This is a genomic window from Streptomyces sp. NPDC096152 (assembly GCF_044763235.1).
Lineage (GTDB): Bacteria > Actinomycetota > Actinomycetes > Streptomycetales > Streptomycetaceae > Streptomyces.
The window spans coordinates 108393-133522 of the sequence record NZ_JBIWFW010000008.1 but is presented as its reverse complement, the minus strand read 5'-3'; the positions used below and the strand labels follow the sequence as shown (position 1 = coordinate 133522).

General features: G+C 73.4%; 24 protein-coding genes. 12 read left to right on the top strand and 12 right to left on the bottom strand.

What is annotated here, in order from left to right; genetic code table 11:
- The first annotated feature begins 84 nt into the window (after positions 1–84).
- Positions 85–1482 carry a GntP family permease gene (locus ACIQ9G_RS26450; RefSeq protein ID WP_403614086.1) on the top strand — a complete coding sequence of 466 codons (1398 nt, stop codon included), beginning with the start codon at positions 85–87 and terminating at the stop codon, positions 1480–1482.
- Positions 1483–1606: 124 nt separating this feature from the next.
- Here ACIQ9G_RS26450 and ACIQ9G_RS26445 read toward each other — a convergent pair whose 3' ends face one another.
- From ACIQ9G_RS26445 to ACIQ9G_RS26430, 4 genes are all read right to left on the bottom strand, one after another.
- Positions 1607–2233: a cytochrome b/b6 domain-containing protein gene (locus ACIQ9G_RS26445; RefSeq protein ID WP_403614084.1), complete on the bottom strand. Its 627-nt coding sequence runs from the start codon at positions 2231–2233 to the stop codon at positions 1607–1609.
- Positions 2217–2942 carry a molybdopterin-dependent oxidoreductase gene (locus tag ACIQ9G_RS26440; RefSeq protein ID WP_403614081.1) on the bottom strand — a complete coding sequence of 242 codons (726 nt, stop codon included), beginning with the start codon at positions 2940–2942 and terminating at the stop codon, positions 2217–2219. The genes ACIQ9G_RS26445 and ACIQ9G_RS26440 overlap by 17 nt, the downstream gene beginning before the upstream one ends.
- A gap of 152 nt (positions 2943–3094) precedes the next feature.
- Positions 3095–4642, bottom strand: coding sequence for an APC family permease (locus ACIQ9G_RS26435; RefSeq protein ID WP_403614078.1), 1548 nt, complete (start codon positions 4640–4642; stop codon positions 3095–3097).
- A gap of 71 nt (positions 4643–4713) precedes the next feature.
- On the bottom strand, positions 4714–5667 hold the full coding sequence (locus ACIQ9G_RS26430; protein WP_403614075.1) for a hypothetical protein: 954 nt from the start codon (positions 5665–5667) through the stop codon (positions 4714–4716).
- Positions 5668–6116: 449 nt separating this feature from the next.
- On the opposite strand from ACIQ9G_RS26430, the gene ACIQ9G_RS26425 reads away from it, so the two are divergent.
- The 6 genes from ACIQ9G_RS26425 (at position 6117) to ACIQ9G_RS26400 (ending at position 10968) form a co-directional block, all read left to right on the top strand.
- Positions 6117–7010, top strand: a complete 894-nt coding sequence (locus ACIQ9G_RS26425) for a DMT family transporter (RefSeq protein WP_403614072.1) — start codon at positions 6117–6119, stop codon at positions 7008–7010.
- Between the two features lie 42 nt (positions 7011–7052).
- Positions 7053–7568, top strand: a complete 516-nt coding sequence (locus ACIQ9G_RS26420) for an NUDIX hydrolase (protein ID WP_403614069.1) — start codon at positions 7053–7055, stop codon at positions 7566–7568.
- Between the two features lie 222 nt (positions 7569–7790).
- Positions 7791–8183, top strand: a complete 393-nt coding sequence (locus ACIQ9G_RS26415) for a YidH family protein (protein ID WP_403614066.1) — start codon at positions 7791–7793, stop codon at positions 8181–8183.
- Entirely contained in the window at positions 8171–8512 is a 342-nt protein-coding gene (locus ACIQ9G_RS26410; protein ID WP_403614836.1) for a DUF202 domain-containing protein, read from the top strand. The genes ACIQ9G_RS26415 and ACIQ9G_RS26410 overlap by 13 nt, the downstream gene beginning before the upstream one ends.
- A gap of 200 nt (positions 8513–8712) precedes the next feature.
- A complete protein-coding gene (locus tag ACIQ9G_RS26405) occupies positions 8713–9747 on the top strand; it encodes a phosphotransferase family protein (protein ID WP_403614833.1) in 1035 nt (344 codons plus the stop codon).
- 6 nt (positions 9748–9753) lie between these two features.
- Positions 9754–10968, top strand: coding sequence for an acyl-CoA dehydrogenase family protein (locus ACIQ9G_RS26400; RefSeq protein ID WP_356190263.1), 1215 nt, complete (start codon positions 9754–9756; stop codon positions 10966–10968).
- Positions 10969–11046: 78 nt separating this feature from the next.
- Here ACIQ9G_RS26400 and ACIQ9G_RS26395 read toward each other — a convergent pair whose 3' ends face one another.
- The 3 genes from ACIQ9G_RS26395 to ACIQ9G_RS26385 are packed head-to-tail and all read right to left on the bottom strand — an operon-like array spanning position 11047 to position 14131.
- A complete protein-coding gene (locus ACIQ9G_RS26395; RefSeq protein ID WP_356190261.1) occupies positions 11047–11640 on the bottom strand; it encodes a TetR/AcrR family transcriptional regulator in 594 nt (197 codons plus the stop codon).
- 26 nt (positions 11641–11666) lie between these two features.
- Positions 11667–13385: a class I adenylate-forming enzyme family protein gene (locus tag ACIQ9G_RS26390; RefSeq protein ID WP_403614062.1), complete on the bottom strand. Its 1719-nt coding sequence runs from the start codon at positions 13383–13385 to the stop codon at positions 11667–11669.
- Positions 13367–14131, bottom strand: coding sequence for an SDR family oxidoreductase (locus ACIQ9G_RS26385; RefSeq protein WP_403614059.1), 765 nt, complete (start codon positions 14129–14131; stop codon positions 13367–13369). Before ACIQ9G_RS26385 ends, ACIQ9G_RS26390 begins: the two co-directional genes overlap by 19 nt.
- Before the next feature lie 194 nt (positions 14132–14325).
- Between ACIQ9G_RS26385 and ACIQ9G_RS26380 the strand changes: the two genes are divergently transcribed.
- Together ACIQ9G_RS26380 and ACIQ9G_RS26375 are read left to right on the top strand one after the other, a co-directional pair.
- Positions 14326–15573: an exo-beta-N-acetylmuramidase NamZ domain-containing protein gene (locus tag ACIQ9G_RS26380; protein ID WP_403614056.1), complete on the top strand. Its 1248-nt coding sequence runs from the start codon at positions 14326–14328 to the stop codon at positions 15571–15573.
- Positions 15574–15709: 136 nt separating this feature from the next.
- Positions 15710–17038 carry a serine-threonine protein kinase gene (locus ACIQ9G_RS26375; protein ID WP_403614053.1) on the top strand — a complete coding sequence of 443 codons (1329 nt, stop codon included), beginning with the start codon at positions 15710–15712 and terminating at the stop codon, positions 17036–17038.
- A gap of 18 nt (positions 17039–17056) precedes the next feature.
- Here the strand turns inward: ACIQ9G_RS26375 and ACIQ9G_RS26370 are convergent, their stop codons facing one another.
- Positions 17057–19840, bottom strand: coding sequence for a penicillin acylase family protein (locus ACIQ9G_RS26370; protein WP_403614050.1), 2784 nt, complete (start codon positions 19838–19840; stop codon positions 17057–17059).
- 271 nt (positions 19841–20111) lie between these two features.
- Here ACIQ9G_RS26370 and ACIQ9G_RS26365 point away from each other — a divergent pair, with 271 nt between their 5' ends.
- Positions 20112–20714 (top strand): hypothetical protein, encoded by a 603-nt coding sequence (locus tag ACIQ9G_RS26365; protein ID WP_403614047.1) that lies wholly within the window; start codon positions 20112–20114, stop codon positions 20712–20714.
- 52 nt (positions 20715–20766) lie between these two features.
- Here the strand turns inward: ACIQ9G_RS26365 and soxR are convergent, their stop codons facing one another.
- Positions 20767–21276: a redox-sensitive transcriptional activator SoxR gene (gene soxR, locus ACIQ9G_RS26360; RefSeq protein ID WP_403614045.1), complete on the bottom strand. Its 510-nt coding sequence runs from the start codon at positions 21274–21276 to the stop codon at positions 20767–20769.
- Positions 21277–21418: 142 nt separating this feature from the next.
- On the opposite strand from soxR, the gene ACIQ9G_RS26355 reads away from it, so the two are divergent.
- Positions 21419–21880: a MaoC family dehydratase gene (locus tag ACIQ9G_RS26355; protein WP_403614042.1), complete on the top strand. Its 462-nt coding sequence runs from the start codon at positions 21419–21421 to the stop codon at positions 21878–21880.
- A 51-nt stretch (positions 21881–21931) separates the two neighbouring features.
- Here ACIQ9G_RS26355 and ACIQ9G_RS26350 read toward each other — a convergent pair whose 3' ends face one another.
- The 3 genes from ACIQ9G_RS26350 to ACIQ9G_RS26340 form a co-directional block, all read right to left on the bottom strand.
- On the bottom strand, positions 21932–22576 hold the full coding sequence (locus tag ACIQ9G_RS26350; protein WP_403614040.1) for a TetR/AcrR family transcriptional regulator: 645 nt from the start codon (positions 22574–22576) through the stop codon (positions 21932–21934).
- A gap of 119 nt (positions 22577–22695) precedes the next feature.
- Positions 22696–22983, bottom strand: a complete 288-nt coding sequence (locus tag ACIQ9G_RS26345) for a YiaA/YiaB family inner membrane protein (RefSeq protein WP_403614037.1) — start codon at positions 22981–22983, stop codon at positions 22696–22698.
- 121 nt (positions 22984–23104) lie between these two features.
- On the bottom strand, positions 23105–24256 hold the full coding sequence (locus ACIQ9G_RS26340) for an acyl-CoA dehydrogenase family protein (RefSeq protein WP_403614034.1): 1152 nt from the start codon (positions 24254–24256) through the stop codon (positions 23105–23107).
- A gap of 88 nt (positions 24257–24344) precedes the next feature.
- On the opposite strand from ACIQ9G_RS26340, the gene ACIQ9G_RS26335 reads away from it, so the two are divergent.
- A complete protein-coding gene (locus ACIQ9G_RS26335; protein ID WP_403614031.1) occupies positions 24345–24986 on the top strand; it encodes a TetR/AcrR family transcriptional regulator in 642 nt (213 codons plus the stop codon).
- The last annotated feature ends 144 nt before the right edge of the window (positions 24987–25130 follow it).

Genomic DNA, 25130 nt, shown 5'->3' with positions numbered 1-25130 from the left:
TGCGGCCGTCTTCCGAGGGCGCGGGCCCGTAGGACCCTCCCCAACCCGAAACCGAGAGTTCCTCTCCTCATCCAAGGGAACACCGTGACCAGACTCAGCGTCGAGATGCTGGCAGCGGACGCCGTCCAGCCGATCACCTCGGCCGGCCACGCCCAGCTGGGCATCGCCGTACTGGCGGGCATCGCCGTCATCGTCGTCCTCATCACCCAGTTCAAACTGCACGCCTTCCTGGCGCTGACCATCGGGTCGCTGGCGCTCGGCGCGATCGCCGGGGCGCCGCTCGACAAGGCGATCCTCAGCTTCACCACCGGCCTCGGCACCACGGTCGCCGGCGTCGGTGTCCTGATCGCCCTCGGCGCGATCCTCGGCAAGATGCTCGCCGACTCCGGCGGCGCCGACGAGATCGTCGACACCATCCTCGCGAAGGCCGGCGGCCGCGCCATGCCGTGGGCGATGGTGCTGATCGCCTCGGTGATCGGCCTGCCGCTGTTCTTCGAGGTCGGCATCGTGCTGCTGATCCCGGTCGTGCTGATGGTCGCCAAGCGCGGCAACTACTCCCTCATGCGCATCGGCATCCCGGCGCTGGCCGGCCTGTCCGTGATGCACGGCCTGATCCCGCCGCACCCCGGCCCGCTGGTCGCGATCGACGCGGTCAAGGCCAACCTCGGTGTGACGCTGGCGCTCGGCATCCTCGTCGCCGTTCCCACGGTGATCATCGCCGGTCCGCTGTTCTCGCGCTTCGCGGCCCGCTGGGTGGACGTCCCGGCCCCCGACCGCATGATCCCGCAGCGCCCCTCCGAGGAGCTGGAGCGCCGCCCCGGCTTCGGCGCCACGCTGGCGACCGTCCTGCTCCCGGTCGTGCTGATGCTCGCCAAGGCCCTGGTCGACATCGTCGTGGACGACCCGGCCGACGCCACGCAGCGCGTCTTCGACGTGGTCGGCTCCCCGCTGATCGCCCTGCTCGCCGCCGTGCTGCTCGGCATCTTCACGCTGCTCCGGCCGGCCGGGTTCGGCAAGGAGCGGATATCGGGTCTCGTCGAGAAGGGCCTCGCGCCCATCGCCGGCATCCTGCTCATCGTCGGCGCGGGCGGCGGCTTCAAGCAGACGCTGATCGACTGCGGTGTGGGCCAGATGATCCTGGACGTGTCCAAGGACTGGTCGATCCCGGCGCTGCTGCTGGGCTGGCTGATCGCGGTGGCGATCCGGCTCGCCACCGGTTCGGCGACCGTGGCGACCGTCTCGGCGGCCGGCCTGGTCGCGCCGCTGGCGGCCGACATGTCCACCACGCACGCCGCCCTGCTGGTCCTCGCCATCGGCGCCGGCTCGCTGTTCTTCAGCCACGTCAACGACGCCGGCTTCTGGCTGGTGAAGGAGTACTTCGGGTTGAGCGTCGGCCAGACGATCAAGACGTGGTCGGTGATGGAGACCGTCATCTCGGTGGTCGCCGGCGGTCTGGTCCTGCTGCTGTCCCTGATCATCTAGGGCTGGGTACGGCCGTCCTTCGAAGGCCGGGTACGGCTGTCATCGAGAGCTGGGCGGCGGCGCCTCACCCACCACGGTGAGGCGCCGCCGCCTCGTCGCCCCGCCCTCCGGTGCCCGGGCAGTGTCACGGCCTCCACAGCGGGTGTTCGCTCTCCGCCCACTCCCGGCTCACCGAGCCGGTGCGCAGGCCGCGCCGGGCCTCCGGGTCGCCGAGGGCCATGCCGATGTGGCCGGCCAGCACGATGCCGATGGTCAGGGCCAGCCAGTCGTGCACGAAGGTGGCGCTGGTGCGCCACATCAGCGGGGTGAGGTGGGTGAACCACATCAGCAGGCCCGTGCCCAGCATCACCAGCGCGGCCCCGGCGATCCAGGCCGCGTAGATCTTCTGCCCGGCGTTGAACTTGCCCGCCGGGCGGGAGGCGGGGCGCCGGTCGCGGCGCAGCGCGGCCCGCAGCCAGATCCGGTCGTGCGGCCCGAAGCGGTCGAGGAGCCGCAGGTCGGCGCGGAAGGCGCGGGAGGCCAGGCCCAGCAGGACGGGCACCGGCAGCGCCAGCCCGGCCCACTCGTGGACGCGGACCACCAGCTCGCGGCGGCCGACGAGTTCGGCGAGCTGCGGCACGTAGAGGCAGCCCGCCGTCAACACGCACACCCCCATCAGCGCGGCGGTGGTCCGGTGCACCCACCGCTGGGCCGGGCCGAAGCGGTGGACCTCCGCGTCCGGCGGGGCGGGGGTCTCAGCTCGTAGGCTCATCGTCGCGTCCGTTCGACCGGCCGACCCAGGCGTCGACGTCGTAGCCCCGCTCCTCCCAGTAGCCCGGCCGCACCTCGTCGGTGACGGTGATGCCGGAGAGCCACTTGGCGGACTTGTAGAAGTACATGGGGGCGACGTACAGACGGACCGGGCCGCCGTGGTCGTGGCCGAGGTCCTCGTCCCGCATCCGCAGCGCGACCAGGACGTCGGCGCGCCGGGCCTGGTCGAGGGTGAGGCTCTCCGAGTAGGCGCCGTCGAAGCAGGTGAAGCGCACCGCCCGCGCCGAGGAGCGCACACCGGCCGCGTCCAGCAGCCGGGACAGCCGCACCCCTTCGAAGGGGGTGCCGGGCACCCGCCAGCCGGTCACGCACTGCACGTCGCGCATCACGCGGGTCTGCGGCAGGGCCCGCAGGTCCGCCAGCGTGTACGTGGCCGGGTGGTCGACCAGGCCGTCGACGGTGAGCCGGTAGTCGGCCGGGCCGCGGTGCGGGACGGAGGCGGCGACCGAGTAGTAGCGGAAGCCGCCGCCGTTGGGCAGCAGGCCGGTCAGGCCGGTGGGGTCCTTGTCGGAGGCGGCGCCGAGCACGGCCTCCAGGCCGCGTTGCAGGGTGGGCGCGGTGAGCACGCCGAGGGCGCCGAGGCCGAGGGTGCCGAGCAGGACGCGGCGGCCGATGGGCCGGCCCCGCTCCTCGGGTGGTCCGGAGTTCACCCCTTCATTCGAGCACCCGCGACCCCCGCGCGGCCAGGGATCACGGGTACTCGTCAGACTTCCGTCATCACTTCCGCGTGACGCGCGGCGGGACCGGTCCCGCGCCTCTCCCAGCGGCGGGGCCGGTCCCGCGCCGTCCCCCGGAAGACTCCCTAGGAGGCCGCCTCGGCCGCCTTCTCGAGCTGGAACGCCTCGTTGCCGAGTCCGATACGGGCGTGCGCCCGCGGTCTGCGGGAGCGCAGCACGGCGCCCTGGACGAGCCCGGCCACCAGGGCGAGGCCGATGATGCCCCGCAGCACCAGGCTGAGCGAGGAGCCGGGGCCGACGCCGACCAGGATGTCGAAGTCCTTCACCGTGTAGACGGCGATCACGAGCAGCGCCAGGCCCGCCAGCGCGGAGGTGACCAGCCGCCAGGCCTGCGCGGCGGCGGCGCCGCGCCGCGCGAAGAAGACGATCACCGACAGGGAGGCCGCGGCCATCAGGACGATCACGCCGAGGGCGCCGACGTTGCCGAACCAGGTGAACAGGTGCAGCACGGGCGCGGTCGGGTCGCCGGCCGGCCCGCCGTCGAGGAGCGCGAACGCCGCCACGACCACCAGCGAGACCACGGTCTGGGAGAGCGACCCGGTCGCGGGCGCCCCGCTGGCGGTGGAGGTGCGCCCGAAGGGCGCGGGCAGCAGGCCCTCCCGGCCCATGGCGAAGGCGTACCGGGCGACGACGTTGTGGAAGCTGAGCATGGCCGCGAACATGCCGGTGACGAACAGCACGTGCAGCACGTCGGTGAAGGTGGTGCCGAGCCGTGACTCGGTCAGCGCGAACAGCAGCCCGGCGCTCTCCTTGCGCGCCGCGCCGACGATCGCCGAGGGCCCCGCGGCGACGGTGAGCGCCCAGGAGCTGAACGCGAAGAAGACGGCGACGCCGGCGACCGCCAGGAACATCACCCGCGGCACCAGGACGTGCGGGCGGCTGGTCTCCTCCGCGTACACGGGGGCCTGCTCGAAGCCGAGGAAGGCCGCGATGCAGAAGCACAGCGCGGTACCGATGCCCGCGCCGCCGAGCGTGTCCGGGTTGAAGGCGTGCAGGGACAGGCCCTCCTTCGCGGGGTCGGCGACCGCGGCCACGTCGAAGATCACGACCAGCGCCACCTCGACGACCAGCAGCACGCCGAGCACGCGCGCGTTGACGTCGATCTTGAGCCAGCCGAGCGCGCCCACGACGGCGACGGCCGCGAGGGCGGGGATCCACCAGACGACCGTGACGTCCGCGTAGGTGGCGAGGAGGTTGGACACCTCGAAGCCGAAGAGGCCGTAGATGCCGACTTGGAGGGCGTTGTAGGCGACGAGGGCGACCAGCGCCGCGCTCGCCCCGGCCGTCCCGCCGAGCCCCCGGGAGATGTACGCGTAGAAGGCGCCCGCGTTGTGCACGTGGCGGCTCATCTCCGCGTATCCGACGCCGAAGAGGACGAGGACCGCGCCGAGGGCGACGAAGAGCAGCGGCTGGCCGACGATGCCCATCACCGCGAATGTGGTGGGCATGACACCCGCGACCACCATGAGGGGAGCGGTCGCGGCGAGCACGGAGAGCAGCAGGCCGCCCGTGCCGAGGCGGTCGGCGCGCAGGGCTCGCTCCTGCCCCTTGAAGGTGCTGATGCCGCCGCCGTCCGCGGTGGATCCGCTCGTGTGCGAACTGCCCGTCGTCATCGGGGTGGTCCTTTCGGGCTCGGGTTCCGGGTGCTTTCCGTCGTGCTGGTGCGTTCAGGTGCGTACAGGTGTCACGCCGCGCCGAGCGCGGCGGCGCGGGCGGCACGGAAGGCGGTGAACGGGTCCCGGTCGGGGTACGACCAGGGCGCCGGGGTGCCGTGCTCCCCGATGCGGTGGAACAGGGCGGCGGCCTCGGCGCCCCGGCCCTCGCAGTACTTGGCGTGGGCGAGGAAGTTCAGGTCGACCAGGCGCCGCGGATGGTCCTCCTGCTCCCACTCCAGCCACCAGTCGAAGGCGGCCTTCAGGACCTGCCGGGCGCGGCGGCCCGCCCAGTGCCCGGACGCGGCCGGATCGGCGGGCTCGTGCCCGGCGGCGGCCAGCACGCGGTACCGCTCGGCGTGCGCGACCACCGGCAGGACGGCGAGCGGCGAGTCGGCCGGCGCCTGCTCGGCGGCCCAGGCGGCGAAGTCGTAGACCTCGTGCAGCGGGTCCCGGCCCGCCCCGGCGTGGCGCTCGGCGAACCGGGCCACCATCAGGTGGTGCGCGTGGTGGTGGTCGGGGTGCCGCCGGCGGACCTCCTCGAAGAGGCGGACCGCCTCCCGCGCGCCACCCGGCCCCCGCTCCAGCAGGAGCAGCCCGAGCCACGGGGTGGGGTCGGCGGGCGCGAGCGCGGCCGCGGCCCGGCAGGCCTCGCGGGCGCCCTCGGGCTCCTCCTTGCCGCGCAGGGCCCGCTGCACCAGGGCGGCACCGAGCAGCACCGAGGCGTCGGCGGACTCCGGCTCGGCGAGCAGCCAGTCGCGGGCCCAGGCGGCGGTGTGGGACTCCTGGGCGAGGACGGTGACGCGGTGCCCGCGGCGGTCCCAGTCGTCGCCGGTGTGGACGAGCAGCGAGCGGACCGCCTGCCAGCGCCCCTGCGCCAGCGCGGCGCGCGCGGTGGCGAGCGGGGCGTCGTCGAGAGCGGCGTCGAAGGCCCGCGCCGCACGCCTGCGGCCGCGGCCGAGCGGAGGCGGGGGTGGTGGGGGCACCGCGGCACTTCCTCACACGCTCTTCGTTCCGTGGCGCGGCTTCTGCGCCGCGGCCGGGCCGCCGGTCATCGGCCCGCCACCGACTGATCACGGACAGCAAACCCGCGGCCGCTACGTGACGTCAAGGGCCGGCCGGGCATTACACGCGTCAACTGACCGAAAACGAACGGGACTTGAAGCGAGCCCGGCCGCGCGTCCCGCCCGCCCGGCCCTCGCCCGCGGGTTCCACCTGTGGCGTACGCCATGGCGCGCCCGGTCCCGGGCGTCCCACCATGGCCGTACGGCCGTACCGTCGCCCCGGTCCGCGGGGCGACGTGGCCGGGCCGGCTGCCCGATCCGGGTGCTCCCCGGGGCGGACACCGCCCCGGTGCCCGGGGCAGGCACCGCCCCGGGCTACAGTCGGCCCCCTACGCACCCCGTAACCCAGCCGGACGATCGAGGTACGCAGCGTGTCGCTTCTGGTTCTGATTCTCGCCGTGAGCGCCGCCTGCTGTGTGGGCCTCGGCTTCGTGCTCCAGCAGAACGCGGCCCAGCAGGCACCGCTCAGCGACTTCCTCTCCCCCCGGCTGCTCCTGGACCTGATGCGGGTGCCGCGCTGGCTCGGCGGCATCGCCCTGATGGCCGCGGGCATGGGCCTGGGCGCGGTCGCGCTGAGCCGGGGCGAGGTCTCCCTGGTCGAGCCGCTGCTGGCGACGAACCTCCTCTTCGCCCTGACCCTGTCCCGCAGACAGACCCGGCAGCCGCTCGGCCGCCAGGGCTGGACGGGCCTGGCGCTGCTGGCGGGCGGGGTGACGGCGTTCATCGTGGCGGGCCGCCCGCGCTCCGGCAGCGCGGTGACGGACCCGCTGCGCCACTGGCTGATCGTCGGCGCCCTGGTGGGCCTCGCGCTGCTGCTGACGGCGTACGCCAAACGGTCCCGGCTGAGCTGGGGGCCGGTGCTGCTGGCCACCGCCGCCGGGCTGCTCTACGGCGTGCAGGACGCGCTGACCCGGGTGAGCGGGCAGCGGTTCGCCGCGGGCGGCTGGACGGAGCTGCTCACCGGCTGGCAGCCGTACGCGGTGCTGGTGCTCGGGGTGACCGGGCTGGTCCTCGTGCAGAGCGCCTTCGAGACGGCGCCGTTGCGCATGTCGCTGCCCGCGCTGACCGCGGCCCAGCCGCTGACCGGGATCGCCTGCGGGGTGGGCTTCCTGGGCGACCGGCTGCGCACCGACACCGGCGCGCTGGCCTGGGAGGCGGCGGGGCTCGCGGCGATCGTGACCGGCATCGTGCTGCTGGGCCTGCACCCGGCGATGCCGTGCGGGGCGACGGCGCCGGCACCCGCCCGGGACCTGCAGCGGCGCTGACCGGCGGCCCGCCGCCGCGGCGGCCCTGCTTGGATGGGCACCATGAGCGCCGCAGAGGAGATCCTCGACATCGTCGACGAGAACGACCGCGTCATCGGGCAGTGCCCGCGGGGCGAGGTCTACGCCCGGGGGCTGCGCCACCGCTGCGTCTTCGTCGAGGCCCGGGACACCGACGGCCGCGTCTTCGTCCACCGCCGTACCGCGACCAAGCTCGTCTTCCCCTCGCACTACGACATGTTCGTCGGCGGGGTGGTCGGCGCGGGCGAGTCCTACGACGACGCGGCCCTGCGCGAGGCGGAGGAGGAGCTCGGCGTGCGCGGGCTGCCCCGCCCCGAGCACCTGTTCACGTTCCTCTACGACGACGGCGACGGCCACAGCTGGTGGTCGGCCGTGTACCAGGTCCACTGCGACCTCCCGGTGCGGCCGCAGGCCGAGGAGATCGCCTGGCACGACTTCCTGCCGGACGCGGAGGTGCGGCGCCGGCTGCACGAGGGTGAGTGGGTACCGGACGGCCTGGCCGCGTACGAACGGCTGCGCGCCCACCGGGCGGCGAGCTGAGGCCGCACGGGGCGGCGGGCGCCAGGCGGACCTGCACGGAGGGACTGGCGCCGGACCGGCGGGCGGAGGCCGGACCAGCGGGCGGAGGCCGGACCAGCGGGCGGAGGCCGGACCAGCGGGCGGAGGCCGGACCAGCGGGCGGAGGCCGGACCAGCGGGCGGCGGACTGACACCGGCCCGGCCCGCCGCGCCCCGGACGTGGCCGCTGGGTAAGGTCCGTGACGTGATCGAGCTCGTACGGAACGCCCGCCTGTGGTTCGCCCCCGGGGAGATCGCCAAGGAGGGGCACACCCCCGACTACCGCTTCTCTCTCGCGAACGAGCGCACCTTCCTCGCCTGGCTGCGCACCGCCCTCGCCCTGATCGGCGGCGGCTTCGCCGTGGACCAGTTCCTGCCGCACCTGCCCAGGGCCTGGCGCGTCGGTCTCGCGCTCGCGCTGCTGGCCGCGGGCGTGCTGTGCTCCCTGCGCTCGGTCAACCACTGGGTGCGCTGCGAGCGGGCGATGCGCCGCGGCGAGGACCTGCCGACCTCGCGCTTCCCGGCGCTGCTGGGCGTCGTGGTCGCGGTGGTCGCCGTCGCCATGGTCGTCGTCGTACTCGTCGGCTGGGAGGGGTGAGCGTGGGCGCGGACCCGGACGCCCCGCCGCGGGACCCGGGGCTCCAGCCGGAACGGACCCGGCTGGCCTGGCGGCGCACGACCCTGTCCTGCACCGTCGCCGCCGTCCTCGCGGTGCGCGCGGTGCTGCACGGCGGCGCCACGCCGGCCGCCCTCGCCGTCTGCGCCCTGATCGGCGTGCTCTGCCTCGGCTTCCTGCTGGTGGCCCAGCACCGGATCCGCGCCCTGGACGCCACACCCGTACCCGAGGCACTGGCGCCGCGCCACGCCAGGGCCGCCGCCCTCTGCGCGGCGGCCCTGGCGCTGTGCGCGGCCACGCTGCTCGTGTGAGGCCCGCACGACTGCACCGGGACAGGCAACCGACTCGCTCGGAGCGGGGAGAAAGGAAAGGATCGGGGCGGAGACGGGCAGGACGGAGAGGTCTGCGCCTATCGTGGCTCCGATCACGTTGGGCTCGCGCACTGGACGACATACCGACCGGTCGGCATCATGGTCGCGTCCCGTTCGTTCCTCCGTCCGTAGGAGCAATGATGAGCCCCGACCATCCGCCCGGACTCGATCTCGACCGGCTGCGCGGCCTGCTCGACCGTGAGCGGCCCGGCCTGGCGCAGGGCCCCCTGACCGGCCGGCTGATCGAGGGCGGACGGTCGAACCTCACCTACGCGGTCTCGGACGGCACCTCGAAGTGGGTCGTGCGCCGCCCCCCGCTCGGCCATGTCCTGGCCACCGCGCACGACATGCGGCGCGAGCACCGGGTGATCAGCGCGCTGCACCCGACCGACGTACCGGTGCCCCGCCCGGTCCTGCTGTGCGAGGACGAGGAGGTCCTCGGGGCACCCTTCTACGTCATGGAGTTCGTCGAGGGCACGCCCTACCGCACCGCGGACCAGCTCGCCCCGCTGGGCGCCGAGCGGACGCGGAACGCGGTGCTGTCGCTCGTCGACACCCTGGTCGAGCTGCACGCGGTGGACCCCGCCGAGGTGGGACTGGCCGACTTCGGCCGCCCCGAGGGCTTCCTGGACCGCCAGCTCCGGCGCTGGGGCAAGCAGCTGGACGCCTCCCGCAACCGCGAGCTGGCCGGCATCGACGAGCTGCACGCGGCGCTCGGCCGCGCGCTGCCCGCCTCCCCCGCCCCGGCCGTCGTGCACGGCGACTACCGGCTCGACAACGTCCTGATCGGCGCCGACGACACCATCCGGGCGATCCTCGACTGGGAGATGTCGACGCTCGGCGACCCGCTCACCGACCTGGGCCTGCTGGTGATGTACAGCATGCCGCTGGGCACCGCCGACTCCCCGGTCGCCACCACCGCCGAGGCCCCCGGGCACCCCGACCCCGCCGAACTCGTCGAGCGGTACGCCGCGCGCTCGGGGCGCGACGTCTCCGACGTCTCCTGGTACACGGCGTTCGCCTGGTTCAAGCTCGCCGTGATCCTGGAGGGCATCCACTACCGCTACACGCTCGGCCAGACGGTCGGCCGCGGGTTCGACCGCATCGGCGATCTGGTCCCCGTCTTCATCGAGCACGGCCTGACCACGCTGCACCAGGGCCTACAGGAGGGCTGATCCGTCATGGACTTCGCGTTCGACGCACGCACCGAGGAGCTGCGCGCCAGGCTCCTCGCCTTCATGGACGAGTACGTCCACCCGGCCGAGCAGGTCGCGCACGAGCAGCGCGCCCGGCTGGCCTCGCCGTGGGACACCCCGGCGGTGGTCGAGGAGCTGAAGGCCGAGGCCCGCCGCCAGGGGCTGTGGAACCTCTTCCTGCCCGACGCCGAGTACGGTGCCGGGCTGACCAACCTCCAGTACGCCCCGCTCGCGGAGATCACCGGCCGCAGCCCGCAGCTCGCGCCCACGGCCACCAACTGCGCGGCCCCCGACACCGGCAACATGGAGGTGCTGGCGCAGTTCGGCGACGAGCGGCAGAAGAAGCAGTGGCTGGAGCCGCTGCTGGCGGGCGAGATCCGCTCGGCGTTCGCGATGACCGAGCCGGAGGTCGCCTCCTCGGACGCCACGAACATCACCACGCGCATCGAGCGGGACGGCGACGAGTACGTCATCTCCGGCCGCAAGTGGTACATCTCCGGGGCGATGGACCCGCGCTGCGCGATCTTCATCGTGATGGGCAAGACGGACCCGGACGGCCCGGACATCCGCCGCCAGCAGTCCATGGTGCTGGTCCCCCGCGACACGCCCGGCGTCACGGTGAGGCGCGCGATGCAGGTCTTCGGCTACGAGGACCACTACCACGGGGGCCACGCCGAGGTGGTCTTCGACCAGGTGCGGGTGCCGGTGGCGAACCTGGTCGGCGAGGAGGGGGGCGGCTTCGCCATCGCCCAGGCCCGGCTCGGTCCCGGCCGGATCCACCACTGCATGCGCCTGATCGGCATGGCGGAGCGGGCGATCGAGCTGATGTGCCGCCGGGCCGTCTCCCGCACCGCCTTCGGCAAGGCGCTGGCCCAGCAGGGCGTGGTGCACAACTGGATCGCGGACGCGCGGGTCACCGTCGAGCAGCTGCGGCTGCTGGTGCTCAAGACGGCCTGGCTGATGGACACGGTCGGCAACCGGGGCGCCCACACCGAGATCCAGGCCATCAAGATCGCCACGCCGCGCGCGGTGGTCGACATCATCGACCGGGCGATCCAGCTGCACGGCGCGGGCGGCGTCAGCCAGGACTTCCCGCTGGCCGAGCTCTACGCCGGCGCCCGCACCCTGATGCTCGCCGACGGGCCGGACGAGGTGCACCAGCGCTCGCTGGCGCGGCGGGAGCTCAAGAAGTACCTGTAAGCCGCAGACGTACCCGTGGGACACGGACGAGGGGCGGCCGCGCCGGGCGGCCGCCCCTCGTCCGTGCACCCGGCGCGGCTACGGGCGCAAGGCCCGCAGCAGCAGGTCCGCGAGGTGGTCGGCGACCTCCTGCGGGCTGAGCGGTCCGTCGGGGCGGTACCAGGTGGACAGGTGGTGGACGGAGCCGAAGTGGTAGTCGACCACCAGGTCGGCCGGGGTCGCCCGGGAGAAGACGCCCGCCTCCTGGCCCTCCTCGATGAGCGCACGGAAGCGTTCGTGGTAGCGCCGGCGCTCGGCGCGCACCTGCTTGTTCTTCTCGGGGCTCAGGTGGTGCATGGAGCGGAAGAAGATCGACGCGTCGTCGAGGTTGTCGATCGTGGTGACCACGACGTCGGCGGCCGCGTCCCGCACCCGCTTCTCGATCGGCTCGTCGGCGTCCGCGAAGGCGTCCAGGCGCTCCTGCTGGACGCGCAGCACACGCGCGTACACCTCGTGCAGCAGGTCGTCCTTGGAGCCGAAGTAGTGGTAGAGCGCCCCCTTGGTGACGCCGGCCGCCTCGACGATCTCCTGCACCGAGGTGCGGTCGTAGCCCTGCTCGGCGAAGAGCCGGGTGGCGGCGGCCAGGAGCCGCTGCGGCACGGGAGTGCCGTCCGTGTCCGTCGTTCTGGGCACTGCCGCCACCTGCCTTTCCTCGATGTCTACTGGCTTTCGTGGGCCTTCTGCGCGTCACGGGAACGCAGCTCCCGACGCAGGATCTTCCCACTTGCCGTCTTGGGCAGGTCGGGCAGGATCTCCACCTGGCGCGGGTACTTGTAGGCCGCCAGTCTCTCCTTGCACCAGGCGGCCAGCGCACCGGGGTCCGCCTCGGCGCCCGGCCGCAGGCTGATGTACGCCTTGACGGTCTCCCCGCGGTAGCCGTCGGGCACCCCGACCACGGCCGCCTCGCGCACGGCCGGGTGCGTGTAGAGCACGTCCTCCACCTCGCGCGGCCACACCTTGAAGCCGGAGGCGTTGATCATGTCCTTCTTGCGGTCGACGACGTACAGCCAGCCCCGCGCGTCCATGAACCCGATGTCGCCGGTGCGCAGTTCGCCGCCGGGGAAGGTCTCGGCGGTGGCCTCGGGGCGCCGCCAGTAGCCGGGCACGACCTGCGGGCCGCGTACGACGATCTCGCCCTGCCCGCCGAACGGCACCTCCCGCCCCGCGTCGTCGACGATGCGTACGACCGTCTCGGGGCCCGGCAGGCCCACCGCCAGCGTCCCGGAGGCCGGGTCGACGGGAGCCTCGAGGTGGGGCGGTACGGAGGCGCAGGGCGCGGTGCACTCGGTGAGTCCGTAGCCGTTGCGGATGTACGGCCCGAAGCCGGCCCGGAACTTCTCCACCAGCGCGGGCGGCAGCGGGGCGCCGCCGGAGGAGATGACGTGGAAGGAGGAGAAGTGGTCCGCCGTGGCGGAGGGGTGGGCGGCCAGGGCCATGAAGGCGGTCGACGGGCCGACGGTGTAGTGCGGCCGGTGCTCGGCGAAGGCGTCCAGCACCACGCCGGCCTCGAAGCGGTACGCCAGCACCAGGGTGCCCGCGCTGTTCAGGCAGGCGCCGAACTGGCAGACCATGCCGGTGATGTGGAACAGGGGCGCCATCGCGAAGTAGACCGGCGCCTCGGGCAGGGCGAGCCCGGTCCCCTGCCGTTCGGCGTTGTACATGATGTTGCCGTGCGTGTTGGTGGCGCCCTTGGGGGTCCCGCTGGTGCCCGAGGTGTAGCTGATCAGCGCGATGTCGGCGGGGGCGGGGTCGCGGCCCTCGGGTGCCTTCAGCCCCTGCCGGGCGACGGCCACCAGGTCGTCGGCGTCGGGGGCCTGCGGGAGCCGCTCGAAGGTCAGCACGCGGGCGTCGTCGCGGGTCTGGAAGTCGCGCTCGCACCCGGTGAGCACGATCCGCACCGGCGAGCCGGCGGCGGTGTCCCGCAGATACGCCTCCCAGGCCCGGTCGGAGCAGATCAGCGCCGCCACCTCGCCGTCCCGCAGGACGTGCCCGACCTCCGCCGACTTGTACATCGGGTTCACCGGGACGACGGTGGCGCCCGCCTTCCAGGCGCCGAGGACCGCGATCACGAAGTGCGGGGAGTTCTGCAGCAGGACGGCGACCCGGTCACCGCGTTCCAGGCCGCGCGCGGCGAGGTGGCCGGCGACGGAGTCGCTCAGCTCGTCGACCTCGCGGTGGGTCAGGCGCGCGTCGAAGTAGGCGAGGCAGGTGCGGTCCGGGGCCTCGGCGACCGCGCGGCGCAGGGCGTGCACGAGGGAGTCGGCGGGGTCCACGGGGGCCCGCTGGGCGTCGGTGAGCAGGGCCAGCCAGGGCTGGTCCCCGTAGGCGGAGGGGGCGTCGGGCGTGGCGTCGGAGGCGGTCACCGGGCGTCCTCCCATGTGCGCTGGATGTGGTTCATGCCCGCCAGCCAGCGGTCGGGCTCAGCGGCCCGGGCCTTGTAGTACCCGGCGACCTCGGGGTGCGGCAGGATCAGGAACCGCTCCTCCTCGATGCCCCGGAACAGGGCGTCCGCCACGTCCTCGGGCTCGATCGCGGTGGGCCGCAGGACGATGTCGCCCGCGCTGCCGGTGGCGGCCAGCATGTCGGTGCGCACGCCCTGCGGGCAGATGGCGTGCACCTTGAGGCCGCGGTGGCGGTAGGTCAGCGACAGCCACTCGGCGAAGGCGTACGCGCCGTGCTTGGTGACGCTGTAGGGGGCGGCGCCGATCATGGTGAGCAGTCCGGCGGCGGAGACGGTGGAGACGAACCGGCCGGCGCCGCGCTCCAGCCAGGCCGGGAGCAGCGCCTGCGCGGCGCGGACATGGGCCATCACGTTGACGTCCCAGGCCTGCGCCCAGACCTCCTCGCCGGCCGTCTCCGAACCGCCCGAGCCGACACCGGCGTTGGCGCAGTAGACGTCGACCGTGCCGCCGAGGGCGGCGCGGGCCTCCTCGACCACGGCGGAGGCGTCGCCCGGGACCGGGATGCCGCCGATCTCCGCGGCGACCGCCTTGGCCCGCTCGGCGTCGAGGTCGTTGACGACGACCCGGGCCCCCTCGGCGGCGAACCGGCGGGCCAGCGCGGCGCCGATGCCGCCTCCAGCCCCGGTCACCACGACTCCGGCACCCTGCACGGCTTCCACCATCGGTCTCCTTCGACACGGCGTCGCGGGCGCACGTCACCGTACGCCCCGGCTCTGCTGGATAGTCAGACTAACCGGTCGGTATGTGGCCACGGAAGGGGTCCGCGCGACGCGGCCGCGCCGCTTCGTTCCCCTGTGCCGGGGCCCGCGCTAGCGTGCGTGTGCATGACACCCGCTGCGATCACGGAGGTCCTCGCATGAAGCTGACCAGACGGAGCCTGCTCGCCGGGACGGCCGCGGCCGCGGTCACGACGGTCCCCGCGGCCCCGGCGCGGGCGGCCGGCCGCCGGCCCGGCGAACGGCTGCGCACCGGCTTCGAGCGCCTCGCGGCGGACGGCTACGCCCCGCTCGCCGGGCAGCGCGTCGGCGTCGTCACCAACCCGACCGGCATCACCCGGGACGTGCGCCACATCGTCGACGTCATGCACGCCGACCGCCGGGTGGACCTGGTCGCCGTCTTCGGCCCCGAGCACGGCTTCCGCGGCACCGCGCAGGCGGGCGGCTCCGAGGGCCGCTACGACGACCCGGCGACCGGGCTGCCCGTCTACGACACCTACCTCAAGAGCGGGCAGCCGCTCGCCGACGTCTTCACCGCCTCCGGCGTCGACACCGTCGTCTTCGACATCCAGGACGTGGGCGCGCGCTTCTACACGTACATCTGGACGCTGTACGACTGCATGGAGGCGGCGCGGCTCGCCGGCAAGCGGTTCGTGGTGCTCGACCGGCCCAATCCGGTGACCGGGCGCGCGGCCCTCGGGCCGGTCCTGCACCGGGAGTTCGCCACCTTCGTCGGGCGGCAGCCGGTCTCCCAGGCACACGGGATGACGGTCGCGGAGCTGGCGCGGCTGTTCAACGGGGAGTTCCTGAGCGCGCCGGTGCCGCTGGAGACGGTCCTGATGACCGGCTGGAGACGGTCGGAGTTCTACGACGCCTCGGGCCTGCCCTGGGTCCCGCCGAGCCCGAACATGCCCACCCCCGACACCGCCCTGGTGTACGCGGGGACGTGCATGTTCGAGGGGACGAACCTGTCCGAGGGGCGCGGCACCACCCGCCCCTTCGAACTGCTCGGCGCGGACGGCATCGACGGGCGGTGGGCGGCCGAGGCCGGCCGGCTCGCCCTGCCGGGCGTGCGCTTCCGCGAGGCGTACTTCGCGCCCACCTTCTCCAAGTTCCAGGGCACCACCGTCGGCGGGGTGCAGGTCCATGTGCACGACCGGGCCGCCTTCGACCCGGTGCGGACCGGCATCGCCCTGCTCGTCACCGCGCGCAAGGTCTGGAGCGGCTTCGCCTGGCGCCCGGACCACTGGATCGACAAGCTGACCGGCTCCACATGGGTGCGCACGGCGATCGACTCCGGGGCGGACACCGACGCGGTGGTGGCGGGCTGGCAGGAGGAACTGGCCGCGTTCCGTGCGGTGCGGAGGAAATACCTCGTCTACGGATGAGGCCCGTCGCCCGTCGTCCGCTCGTCCGCGGATGAGGCCCTTCCTCCGCGGATGAAGCGTGACCTATGGCCAACTCCGCCCGTTGGCAGGACGATGCGCCCACATCGTGCCGCCGTGGGGGACGAGGGAGTCGGTCATGACGGATCCGGGGATGAGTGTGGCTCCGTACTGGGAGCTGACCTTCGACGCCGACGGGGACGTGGACGGCCGGGAACGGGACCGGCTGCTGGAGGGGGTCACGCGGGAGGGCGTGCGTGACCTGATCGTCTTCGCGCACGGCTGGAACAACGACCGCAGGCGCGCCACCGACCTGTACCGGCGCTTCTTCGCCCCGATCCCGGGCCTCGGACCGGCGGCCCGGATCGGGTACGTCGGCGTGGTGTGGCCGTCGATGCGGTTCTGCGACGAGCCGGTCCCGGACTTCCCGCGCGCCACGGCCGCCGGGCCGCCGCCGGGCCCGGCGCTGGACAAGGACACCCGCGTCGCGCTGCTGGCGGCGTTCCCGGGGCGGGCCACGGTGATCGACCGGATCGCCCGGCTGCTGGACGGGCCGCCGCCCGGGGCGGCCGCACTGGACGAGTTCGGGCGGCTGGTGCGGCTGCTCGTGGAGGTGGAACCGAGCTCCCCGCGGACGCTGTTCGCGGCGGACACCGTGGCCGAGGGGGAACCGCCGGACGAGCCGGAGATGTTCTCCCGGCCCGCGGCGGAGGTCTGCGCGGAGTTCGCCGGGGCGCTGGCGGGTCTTCCGGCCGCGGCCGGCGAGGAGTCCTTCGCGCTGCCCGGGGCGCTGGGCGAGGCGCGGTCCGGGGCGCTGGAACTGCTGCGCCAGGCGACGTACTTCGAGATGAAGCGGCGGGCGGGCACGGTCGGCGAGCGCGGTCTCGGCCCGGCGGTCGGCCGGCTCGCCGCGGCGGCCCCGGACGTCCGGGTGCACCTGGTCGGGCACAGCTTCGGGGGCCGTCTGGTCTCGTTCGCGCTGCGCGGCCTGCCCGAGGGCGTGCGCACGGTGAAGTCGGTGACGCTGCTCCAGGGGGCCTTCTCGCACCACGCGTTCGCCGACCGGGTGCCGGACGACGCGCGCGCGGGAGGGGTCCTGCGGGGCCTGTACCGCCGGGTGGACGGTCCGGTCGTGTGCTGCTTCTCCCGCTTCGACTCGGCGCTCGGCACGATCTATCCGATGGCCTCGCGGTTGGCGGGCGACGACCGCTCGCTGGCGGGCTTCGACCTCGGGCGCCTGCTGGGCGCGCGGTGGGGCGCCATGGGGCACGACGGGGTGCAGGGGGTGCCGGCCACGCACGCGTGCACCCTCGCCGACGCCCTGCGGGCACCGCTGCCCGCGTCGGGCTGCGTCAACGTCGACGCGGCGGAGGTCGTCCGGCGCGGCGGGCCGCCGAGCGGGGCGCACAGCGACATCCTGCACCCGGAGCTGGCCCGGGTGGTACTGGCGGCGGGCCGCATCGGCTGACCCGCCGCCGCGCGGGTGTCACCGGTGTGACGTGTACTCCACCACCTGCTGGTAGGTGGGCCGGTTCTGCCAGCCGATCCTGTCGTGCTTGATGCCGCCCAGGGGGCGCTGCACGATCGAGTCGGCGCACCACTGGTCGCCCGCCGAGCACTGGTCGTCGCCGGGGTAGACCTGGGACGCCGTCTTGCCGGCCGCCTCCTTCAGGGTGCTGATCAGGAGGTCCCGGCAGGAGGTGAGGCTGCCGTCGCCACAGTACTTCCGCGCCAGTGGGCCCCGCACCGGCTCACCGAGCACCGACCGGAGGTCCTTGTCGACATAGCTCCACCAGCCGTACTGGAAGGAGCTTCCGGCGTGCGCGCCGGTCGGGCCGTGACCGGCCGAAGGCGCCTCGTCGACGGGCAGGTTGGCGGTGAGGGCGGTGTACAGGTCGCTGCCGAGCCCCGGTTCGAACTCGGCCTTCACCAGCAGCGGCCACCAGGCGTCGAGTATCCGGATCGCCTCGGCGTCGGCGTACGTCTTCGAGCCGGCCGAGGTCTCGGTGCGCCGGGCGCCCGCCGTGACCCACGCCTGGAGCCTGCTCACCGCCGCGGCGGCCGTCGGGTCGGTGACCGCCGAGGTGGTGACCACCCGCAGCAGCTCCGGCAGCACGTCCTCCGCCCGCAGGTCCGCGAGCGCCGCGTCCGCCATCGCCTTGACCAGGGACGCGCGGGTCACTCCGCCCGCCGCGACGAGCCGCTTGACCCGGTCGTCCAGCAGATCGCCGCGGTGCACCGAGCCCTCGCCCCAGGGCGCCGCCGTGTACTCCTCGGCCTGCTTGTTGTTCCAGGAGATGTAGTAGTCCTGGTCGACGGAGTTCGGATGGGCGGAGGCGGGGGTGTAGTCGGCGGTGTTGGCCGCCGGGTCCCAGCCGCGCCACTCGTACGCCGGCCGCGCCCACACCGGGAACTCTGCGTCCACGCCGTCCGCCCGGACCGGGTTGTCGCCGCTGTTGTAGTACGCGGTGTGCTGGGAGTCGGCGTAGAACCAGTTGAAGGTGAAGTTGATGTGCTGCGTCGCGCTCTGGAAGCTCTGCGGTCCCTTGACGTAGTCCGGGTCGTTGAGCATCTGGAAACCGATGATCGAGTCGGTCTCGTGCAGGTAGGAGGAGCGCAGGGTGGTGTAGGCGACCTTCTTGCCGCCGACGGTCGCCCGGTACGCGACGGGTCCGTACGCGGTCCGCCACACGCGCATCGTGTAGGAGCCCTCGGCGGTGCCGTCGGCCACGGTCGGCTTCCAGGCGTTCCTCTGCTCGACGCGCTCCATGGCCGTGCAGGTGCCGTGGTACAGGTAGTGGTGGTCGTCCTGGCACAGTTCGACGGCGTAGGTGTCGATGATGTCCTGGCCCGAGGTCGTGGCGCTCCACGAGTAGTCCTGGCCGCGGCCGAGTTCGACGTACATGCTCAGGCCCGCGAAGGAGGCGCCGCGGGCGCTCAGGCCGGGTCCCTGGATCTCCTGGAGCATCAGCAGCTGGGGGGCGAAGTACCCGGTCTGCGGGCCGAACACGGCGACCGGGTGGCCGCTCGCGGTGTGCTTGCCGCTGACCACGAGGGCGTTGGACATGCCGCGCCGGGCGGAGCTCAGCGCGGTCGTGGCGGCGGTGGCCGAGGCGCCGGCCGCGGCCGAGCCCGTGGCGCTGCCGGTGCGGTCGTAGACGAGCTGTTCCCGGGTCACCGAGCCGGGGTCGGGCAGGGCCTCGCCCTGTGGGTCGTCCGGCCTGGTGGCGTACGGGAACTTCTCGCCGTTGTGGACGGTCAGGACGGCCTCGGGGTCGTTGCGCTCGCGGAAGGACTCCCAGACCCGGGTGCCCTCCGTCACCCCGTACTTGGACTGGGCGGCGAGCAGTGAGAGCGCGTTGCCGACCTCGCCGCCGCCTCCGGAGCCGAACAGCGAGCCGACGACGGAGGCCAGCGCGACCAGGTCGGTGACCTTGAAGTGCTCGATGGTGCCGGCGTTGGTGATCGCGTCCTTGTGGCCGGTGAGGACGTACTCGCCGGGGAAGTAGCGGCCGGAGTCGGAGGCGTCGATGTAGGCGTTGACACCGGCGAGGTAGGCGTTGACGTCGGCGAGGGCCTGCTGCCCGCGGGCGCCGCCGCGGGCCACGGCGCTGTCGATCTGGGCCTGGAGGTCGGCCTCGGTGTACGGGGCGTTGCGGTAGAACTCCTGTTCCAGGCCCTGGTTGGCGGGGGCGCCGCCCGCGAAGGAGGTCAACTGGCCGCGGCCGACGTGCCGGAAGACGTCCATGAGCCACAGCCGGTCCTCGGCGGCGGCGTACCCGGCGCCGAACTCGGTGCCGTACCGGGTGGTGCCCGTGATGTGCGGCACACCGGTCTTCCTGTCCCGGACGACGGTGACGTCGCCGCGCCCGGCCGGCTTCTCCGTGGACGCCACCTGGTCCGGGGGCACCCCGAACGAGGCGTCCCGGAAGAAGTCGTTGATCTTCGCGTCGGTGAGCGCGGGGTAGCCCTTGGCCAGGCCGGCGTAGGGGCCGAGCTGGTCCTCGGCGTGGCTGGGCTGGGTGCCGAATGCCTGGTTGAGGAGGATCTGGGCGAGGGTGGCGTTGCCGTTCTCGCCGGGCGGCAGGATGTCCGAGCACTGGCCGCCGCAGTAGTCGTTCACAGTGGCCGACTCGGCCGCGGCCGCTTGGGAAAAGGGCGACAAAAGACCGGCAATGAGGACGCATACGGATGCGGTCTTCAGGAACCCGTTGAGTCTGCGGGGAGTTCTCTCTTCGTCGAGCGCGTGATGTGGGGTGCGCCGTGGCATGGGGCGGCTCCTCCGGACGGGGACGGGGCGGGACGTTACCGCCGGTATCCCCGAGTTGGAAGATGAACGTGCGTCACTTTTTGGAGTCAGCGTGTGGAGGTGCGGGGAGGTCAAGCAGGGCGGGCTTATGGCGGGCATCGGAAATCGGATGGAGCCGATTGACGTGTCGACACGTCTACTCGGCGACGTCCGTACGACGACTTCGCACGACGCGTACGACGACGCCGAAGTGACCGAAGTGCAGGTGCAGATGTGACGGAGGTGCAGGGCGATGGCCGGTTTCCGGAGTCTGGCGAGACAGGTGAGGGACCCGCGGTGCGATCTGGCGCTGCGGCGCTACTCGTTGCGCAAGTGCCTTGAGCGGTTCGCCCCTTACGGGCACAGGGCGACCTGGGACCATCTGTGCTCCCGGTGGGGGTTCGACCCCGAGGACCGCTCCCCCGATCCGGCGCGGCTCGTGGCCGCACTGGACGAGCTGGAGCAGGCGCGTTCGGTCTGGCTGGGCTACGAGGTCGAGTTCGCGGACCGGCGCAGGAAGGAGAAGCACGACGGGCTGCGCAGGCCGGGCAGCGTGGACGACTGGCACCGGCTGACCTGGGGCGGGTTCGGCGTCGCCTGGTGCGACGACCCGCGGGTCCACCCGCGTGAACCGCTGGCGGAGGTCCTGCGCCGGCTGATCGCCGCACTGCAGCGCGAACCGGGCTCGGGGTGCCCGGTGTGCGGGGGCGGGCGCCTGGTGTGGCAGTACGACCTGGACCACGAGCCGTCGTCGGGTCCGGTCTGCACGGACTGCGGCATCCTGGTGCCGCTCCCCGTCCTCACCACGGAGGCGCTGGCCTTCGCCCGGCGGGGACGGCTGCTGGTGTCGGCCTGAGTACGCGGGGGTGCGCCGGGGATGCCGCACCCCCTTCATCGGCGGACGTTCGTCAGGGCCGCCGGCCGTGGGCGCGTGCGGCGGTGCGGCCGCCGGAGGGTTCGCCCGGACGTTCCACCATCAGCCGTGATCCGGCCCGGCGCTCGCCGAAGGCGTCGTCGGGGTTGGACAGGACGCAGCCCTCCAGGGACAGGCAGCCGCAGCCGATGCAGTCGGTGAGGTGGTCGCGCAGCCGGTTGAGCTGCTTGATGCGTTCGTCCAGTTCGGACCGCCAGGTCTCGGACAGGCGCGCCCAGTCCGCCCGGGTGGGCGTGCGTTCCTCGGGGAGTTCGGCGAGCGCCTCGCGGATCGTCGCCAGCGGGATCCCGACACGCTGCGCGGCCCGGACGAAGGCCACCCGGCGCAGCGTGTCGCGCGTGTAGCGCCGCTGGTTGCCGGTGGTGCGGCGGCTGCTGATCAGGCCCTTGGCCTCGTAGAAGTGCAGGGCCGAGACGGCGGCCCCGCTGCGCGCGGACAGCTGGCCGACGCTCAGCTCGTGGATCTTCTCGGGAATCTGGGGCACCCCGCAGAGCCTACCCACCGCGTCCCGGCCCGCTCCGTTGACAGGGGCCCCGCGGCCCACCATGCTAAGCAGTTGCTTAGAGATGGCGATGTGGGCGACGGACACGGCGCCACACGACGGAGCAACCCGAGAGGCCGGGCACATGGCAGAGCCGAGGATCTTCACGTCCGCCGACGAGCTGAAGGCGGCGGTGGGCGAGCAGCTGGGGTACACCGACTGGCTGGAGATCGACCAGAAGCGGATCGACCTGTTCGCGGAGGCGACCGGCGACCACCAGTGGATCCACGTGGATCCGGAGAAGGCCGCCGCGGGCCCCTTCGGCACGACCATCGCGCACGGCTATCTGACCCTGTCGCTGCTCCCGCTCTTCGGACCGCAGCTGATGGGCGTCGAGGGCGTGAGGATGGGCGTCAACTACGGCACCAACAAGGTCCGTTTTCCCGCCCCCGTCCCGGTCGGCTCGCGGGTGCGCGCCACCGCGACGATCACCGGCGTGGACGACGTACCGGGCGGCGTGCAGGTGAGCGTCGGCTTCACGGTGGAACGCGAGGGCGGGGACAAGCCGGTGTGCGTCGCGGAGTCGGTGGCCCGGTACTACCTCTAGCACCCGGGGAGCCGCGCGCCCCCGCCGCCGGGGCCCCGCGCCGGGCCCCGGTCACTTCCGCCGGGAGCCCGGCTCCTTCGCCCCGACCATCCGCAGCACGAGGTCGGCGTAGAGCGCGCCGACCTCCTCCGGGGTGCGGGGGCCGCCGACGTTGAACCAGCGGGCCACGTCGATGCAGAGGGAGAGCACCGCGAGCGTGGTTCCCCGTACGTCCAGGACGTCGAACTCGCCCGACGCCACGCCCTCCTCGATGATCCCGCGCACTTCGGCGTCGACCTTGTGGCGCAGCGCGAGGATCTCCGCGCGGGCGTCCGGGCCGAGCGAGTCCAGCTCGTACTGCACGACGCGCGCGGTGGTGCGGCCGCCGGCGTGCCAGCGGACGAAGGAGCTCACCGCGTCGGCGAGCCGCTCGGTCGCGCTGCCCTCGCGCCGGGCCGCCGTACGCAGGATCTCCAGGGCCTTCTCGTGGCCGATCCGGCTGATGCGGTGGAGCAGCTCTTCCTTGGTCTTGTAGTGGATGTAGAGCGCGGCCGGGCTCATGCCGGCGCGGCCCGCGATGTCGCGGGTCGTCGTCGCGTGGTAGCCCCGCTCGGCGAAGGCCTCCACGGCGGCCACGAGCAGCCGCCGGGCCGCGTCAGGCGTGACCTCGCCCCATGGCTGCGCCTCGCCGCCGGCCGTCTCCTCCGCCGTAGTCATCCCTCGCCCCTCTCTCGGTCAGGGGCACCACCATACCGCCGAAGGTGAGCGGTCGCTTAGCGCCGCCGCCCGCCGGAGTGCCGTGGCGCCGTCACGGCCGTGCGGCCGCTCCGGCTCCGTCACAGCTTCTCGAAGGGGTCGTGGTCGGCGAGCAGCTTCTCCAGCCGGGCCTGGTCGACCCGGCTGACGATCTGCCCGGCCTCCTGGCGGTCCCGGATCACCTTGGCGAGGGTGAAGGCGGACGTGACGAGGTAGAGGACGGCGATGGCCAGGAAGCCCCGGACCCAGGCGTCGGCTTCCAGCCGGACGATGCCGACCGCGGTCGCCGTCATGGCCACCGCGAAGGAGGCGACCGCCTGGCCGTGGAAGGCGGCGGTGCTCTGCTGCTTGACCGGTGTCTCACTCATGACGGCCAGCCTCGGCGCCCGGGGCCGGCGGCGCATCCGCTCCGGTACTCAGCCGAGGTACTCAGCCGGGCACCCGGCCGGGGCACCCGGCCGGATCCTCACCGAGGCCTCGCGCGGGCCCTCAGAACGCCGAGACGCCCGTCAGGGCGCGCCCGATGACGAGCTTCTGGATCTGGCTGGTGCCCTCGTAGAGGGTCATCACGCGGGCGTCGCGCAGCAGTTTGCCCGCCGGGTACTCGTCGATGTAGCCGTAACCGCCGAAGACCTGAAGGGCGTTGTTGGCGGCGCGCACCGCGGCCTCGGAGGCGAAGAGCTTGGCCTTGGATGACTCCACCGCGAAGGGCAGCCCGCGGTCGATCAGGTCGGCGACCCGCCAGGTCAGCAGCCGGGCGGCGTCCACGTCCACGGCGATGTCGCTGAGCAGCTCCTGCACGAGCTGGTGGTGGGCGATGGGCCTGCCGAACTGCTCGCGCTCGCCCGCGTACCGCACCGCCGCGTCCAGCGCGGCCTGGGCTATGCCGACACAGCCCGCCGCCACCGACATCCGGCCCTTGGCCAGCGCCGACATGGCCACCGAGAAGCCCTTGCCCTCCGGCGCCAGCATCGCGGAGGCGGGCACGCGGACGTCCTCCAGGACCAGCTCGGCGGTGGCCTGGCCGCGCAGGCCGAGCTTGCCGTGGAGGGTGCGCCGGCTCAGGCCGGGGGTGTCGGTGGGCACCAGGAAGGCGGAGACGCCCTTGTGCCCGGGGGCGTCGGTGGAGCGGGCGAAGAGCAGGACGACGTCGGCCCAGGTGCCGTTGGTGATGAACATCTTGGTGCCGTTGACGACGTAGTCGCCGCCGTCACGGACCGCCCGGGTGACGAGGTTGCCGGCGTCGGAGCCGGTGCCGGGCTCGGTCAGGCCGAAGCAGCCGACCAGCTCGCCGGAGGTCAGCCCCGGCAGCCAGCGCCGCTTCTGCTCCTCGCTCCCCCAGGCGGCGATCGTCTTGGCGACCAGGCCGAGGGAGACGGACACGATGCCGCGCACCGACGAGTCCCCCCGTCCGAGCTCCTCCGTCACCAGGCAGTACGCGAGGTGGTCGCCGCCGCAGCCGCCGTACTCCTCGTCGACGGTGAGCCCGAGGAAGCCGACCTCGCCGAGCTTCTTCACGATCGACCGGTCGACTTCCTCGGCGCGGTCCCAGGCCACGGCGTGCGGGGTGATCTCGCGCTCGACGAAGTCCCGGGCCAGTCGCCGGACCGCGGTCTGCTCCTCGCTGAGTCCGAGGTTCATGACGGATCACCCCACAAGTGACGGACGGTGCGGACCGTTCGTTAAATTAGCACTGCTAGTTTAAAGCCGCAGCCCTACTATGTGCGCCATGGCCCGACCGCGCAAGCCCCTGCTCAGCACCGACCGCATCGTCGCGACGGCGCGGGACCTCGTGGACCGGGAGGGCCTGGCGGCCGTCTCCACCCGCCGGCTCGCCGCCGAACTGGGGGTCAGCGGGCCCTCGCTCTACAACCACTTCCGCACCAAGGACGAGATCCTGGAGGTGGTCGCGGACTCGGTGAGCGCTCAGGTCGACCTGTCGATGTTCGAGGACGGCCGCGACTGGCGGACCGCTCTGCACGACTGGGCCGTCTCCTACCGGGCCGCCCTGCGCGACCACCCGAACATCGTCCCGGTCCTCGCCCGCGGCCCCGGACGCCGCCCGGCCGCGCTGCGCCTGGCCGACGCCGTGTACGGCGCGATGGTCGACGCGGGCTGGCCGCCGGCCCAGGCGACCTCGATCGGCGCGCTGATGCGGTACTTCATCATGGGCTCCGCGCTGGGCTCCTTCGCGGGCGGCTTCGTGGACGACGCGAGCGCCTACGACCCCGCCGACTATCCCCACCTCGGGCAGGCGCACCTGCTGTCCGACCAGCAGGAGAAGATCGACGAACGGGCCTTCGAGACCGGGCTGACGGCACTCCTCGACGGCCTGGCGCAGCAGTACGAGCGGGTGGCGCGGACCGCCTGACCGCCACCGCCCGAGCCCCCGTGCGGGGACCGCCCCGGCGTGCCGCGGGCCTTCCCCACGGACGGCGCTCGCCGGCCCGGCGCCACAAGGCGGCCGCCCTGGGCGTGGTGTCCGGGAGCATGGCGTGCGGGAGCTTGTCGTCCG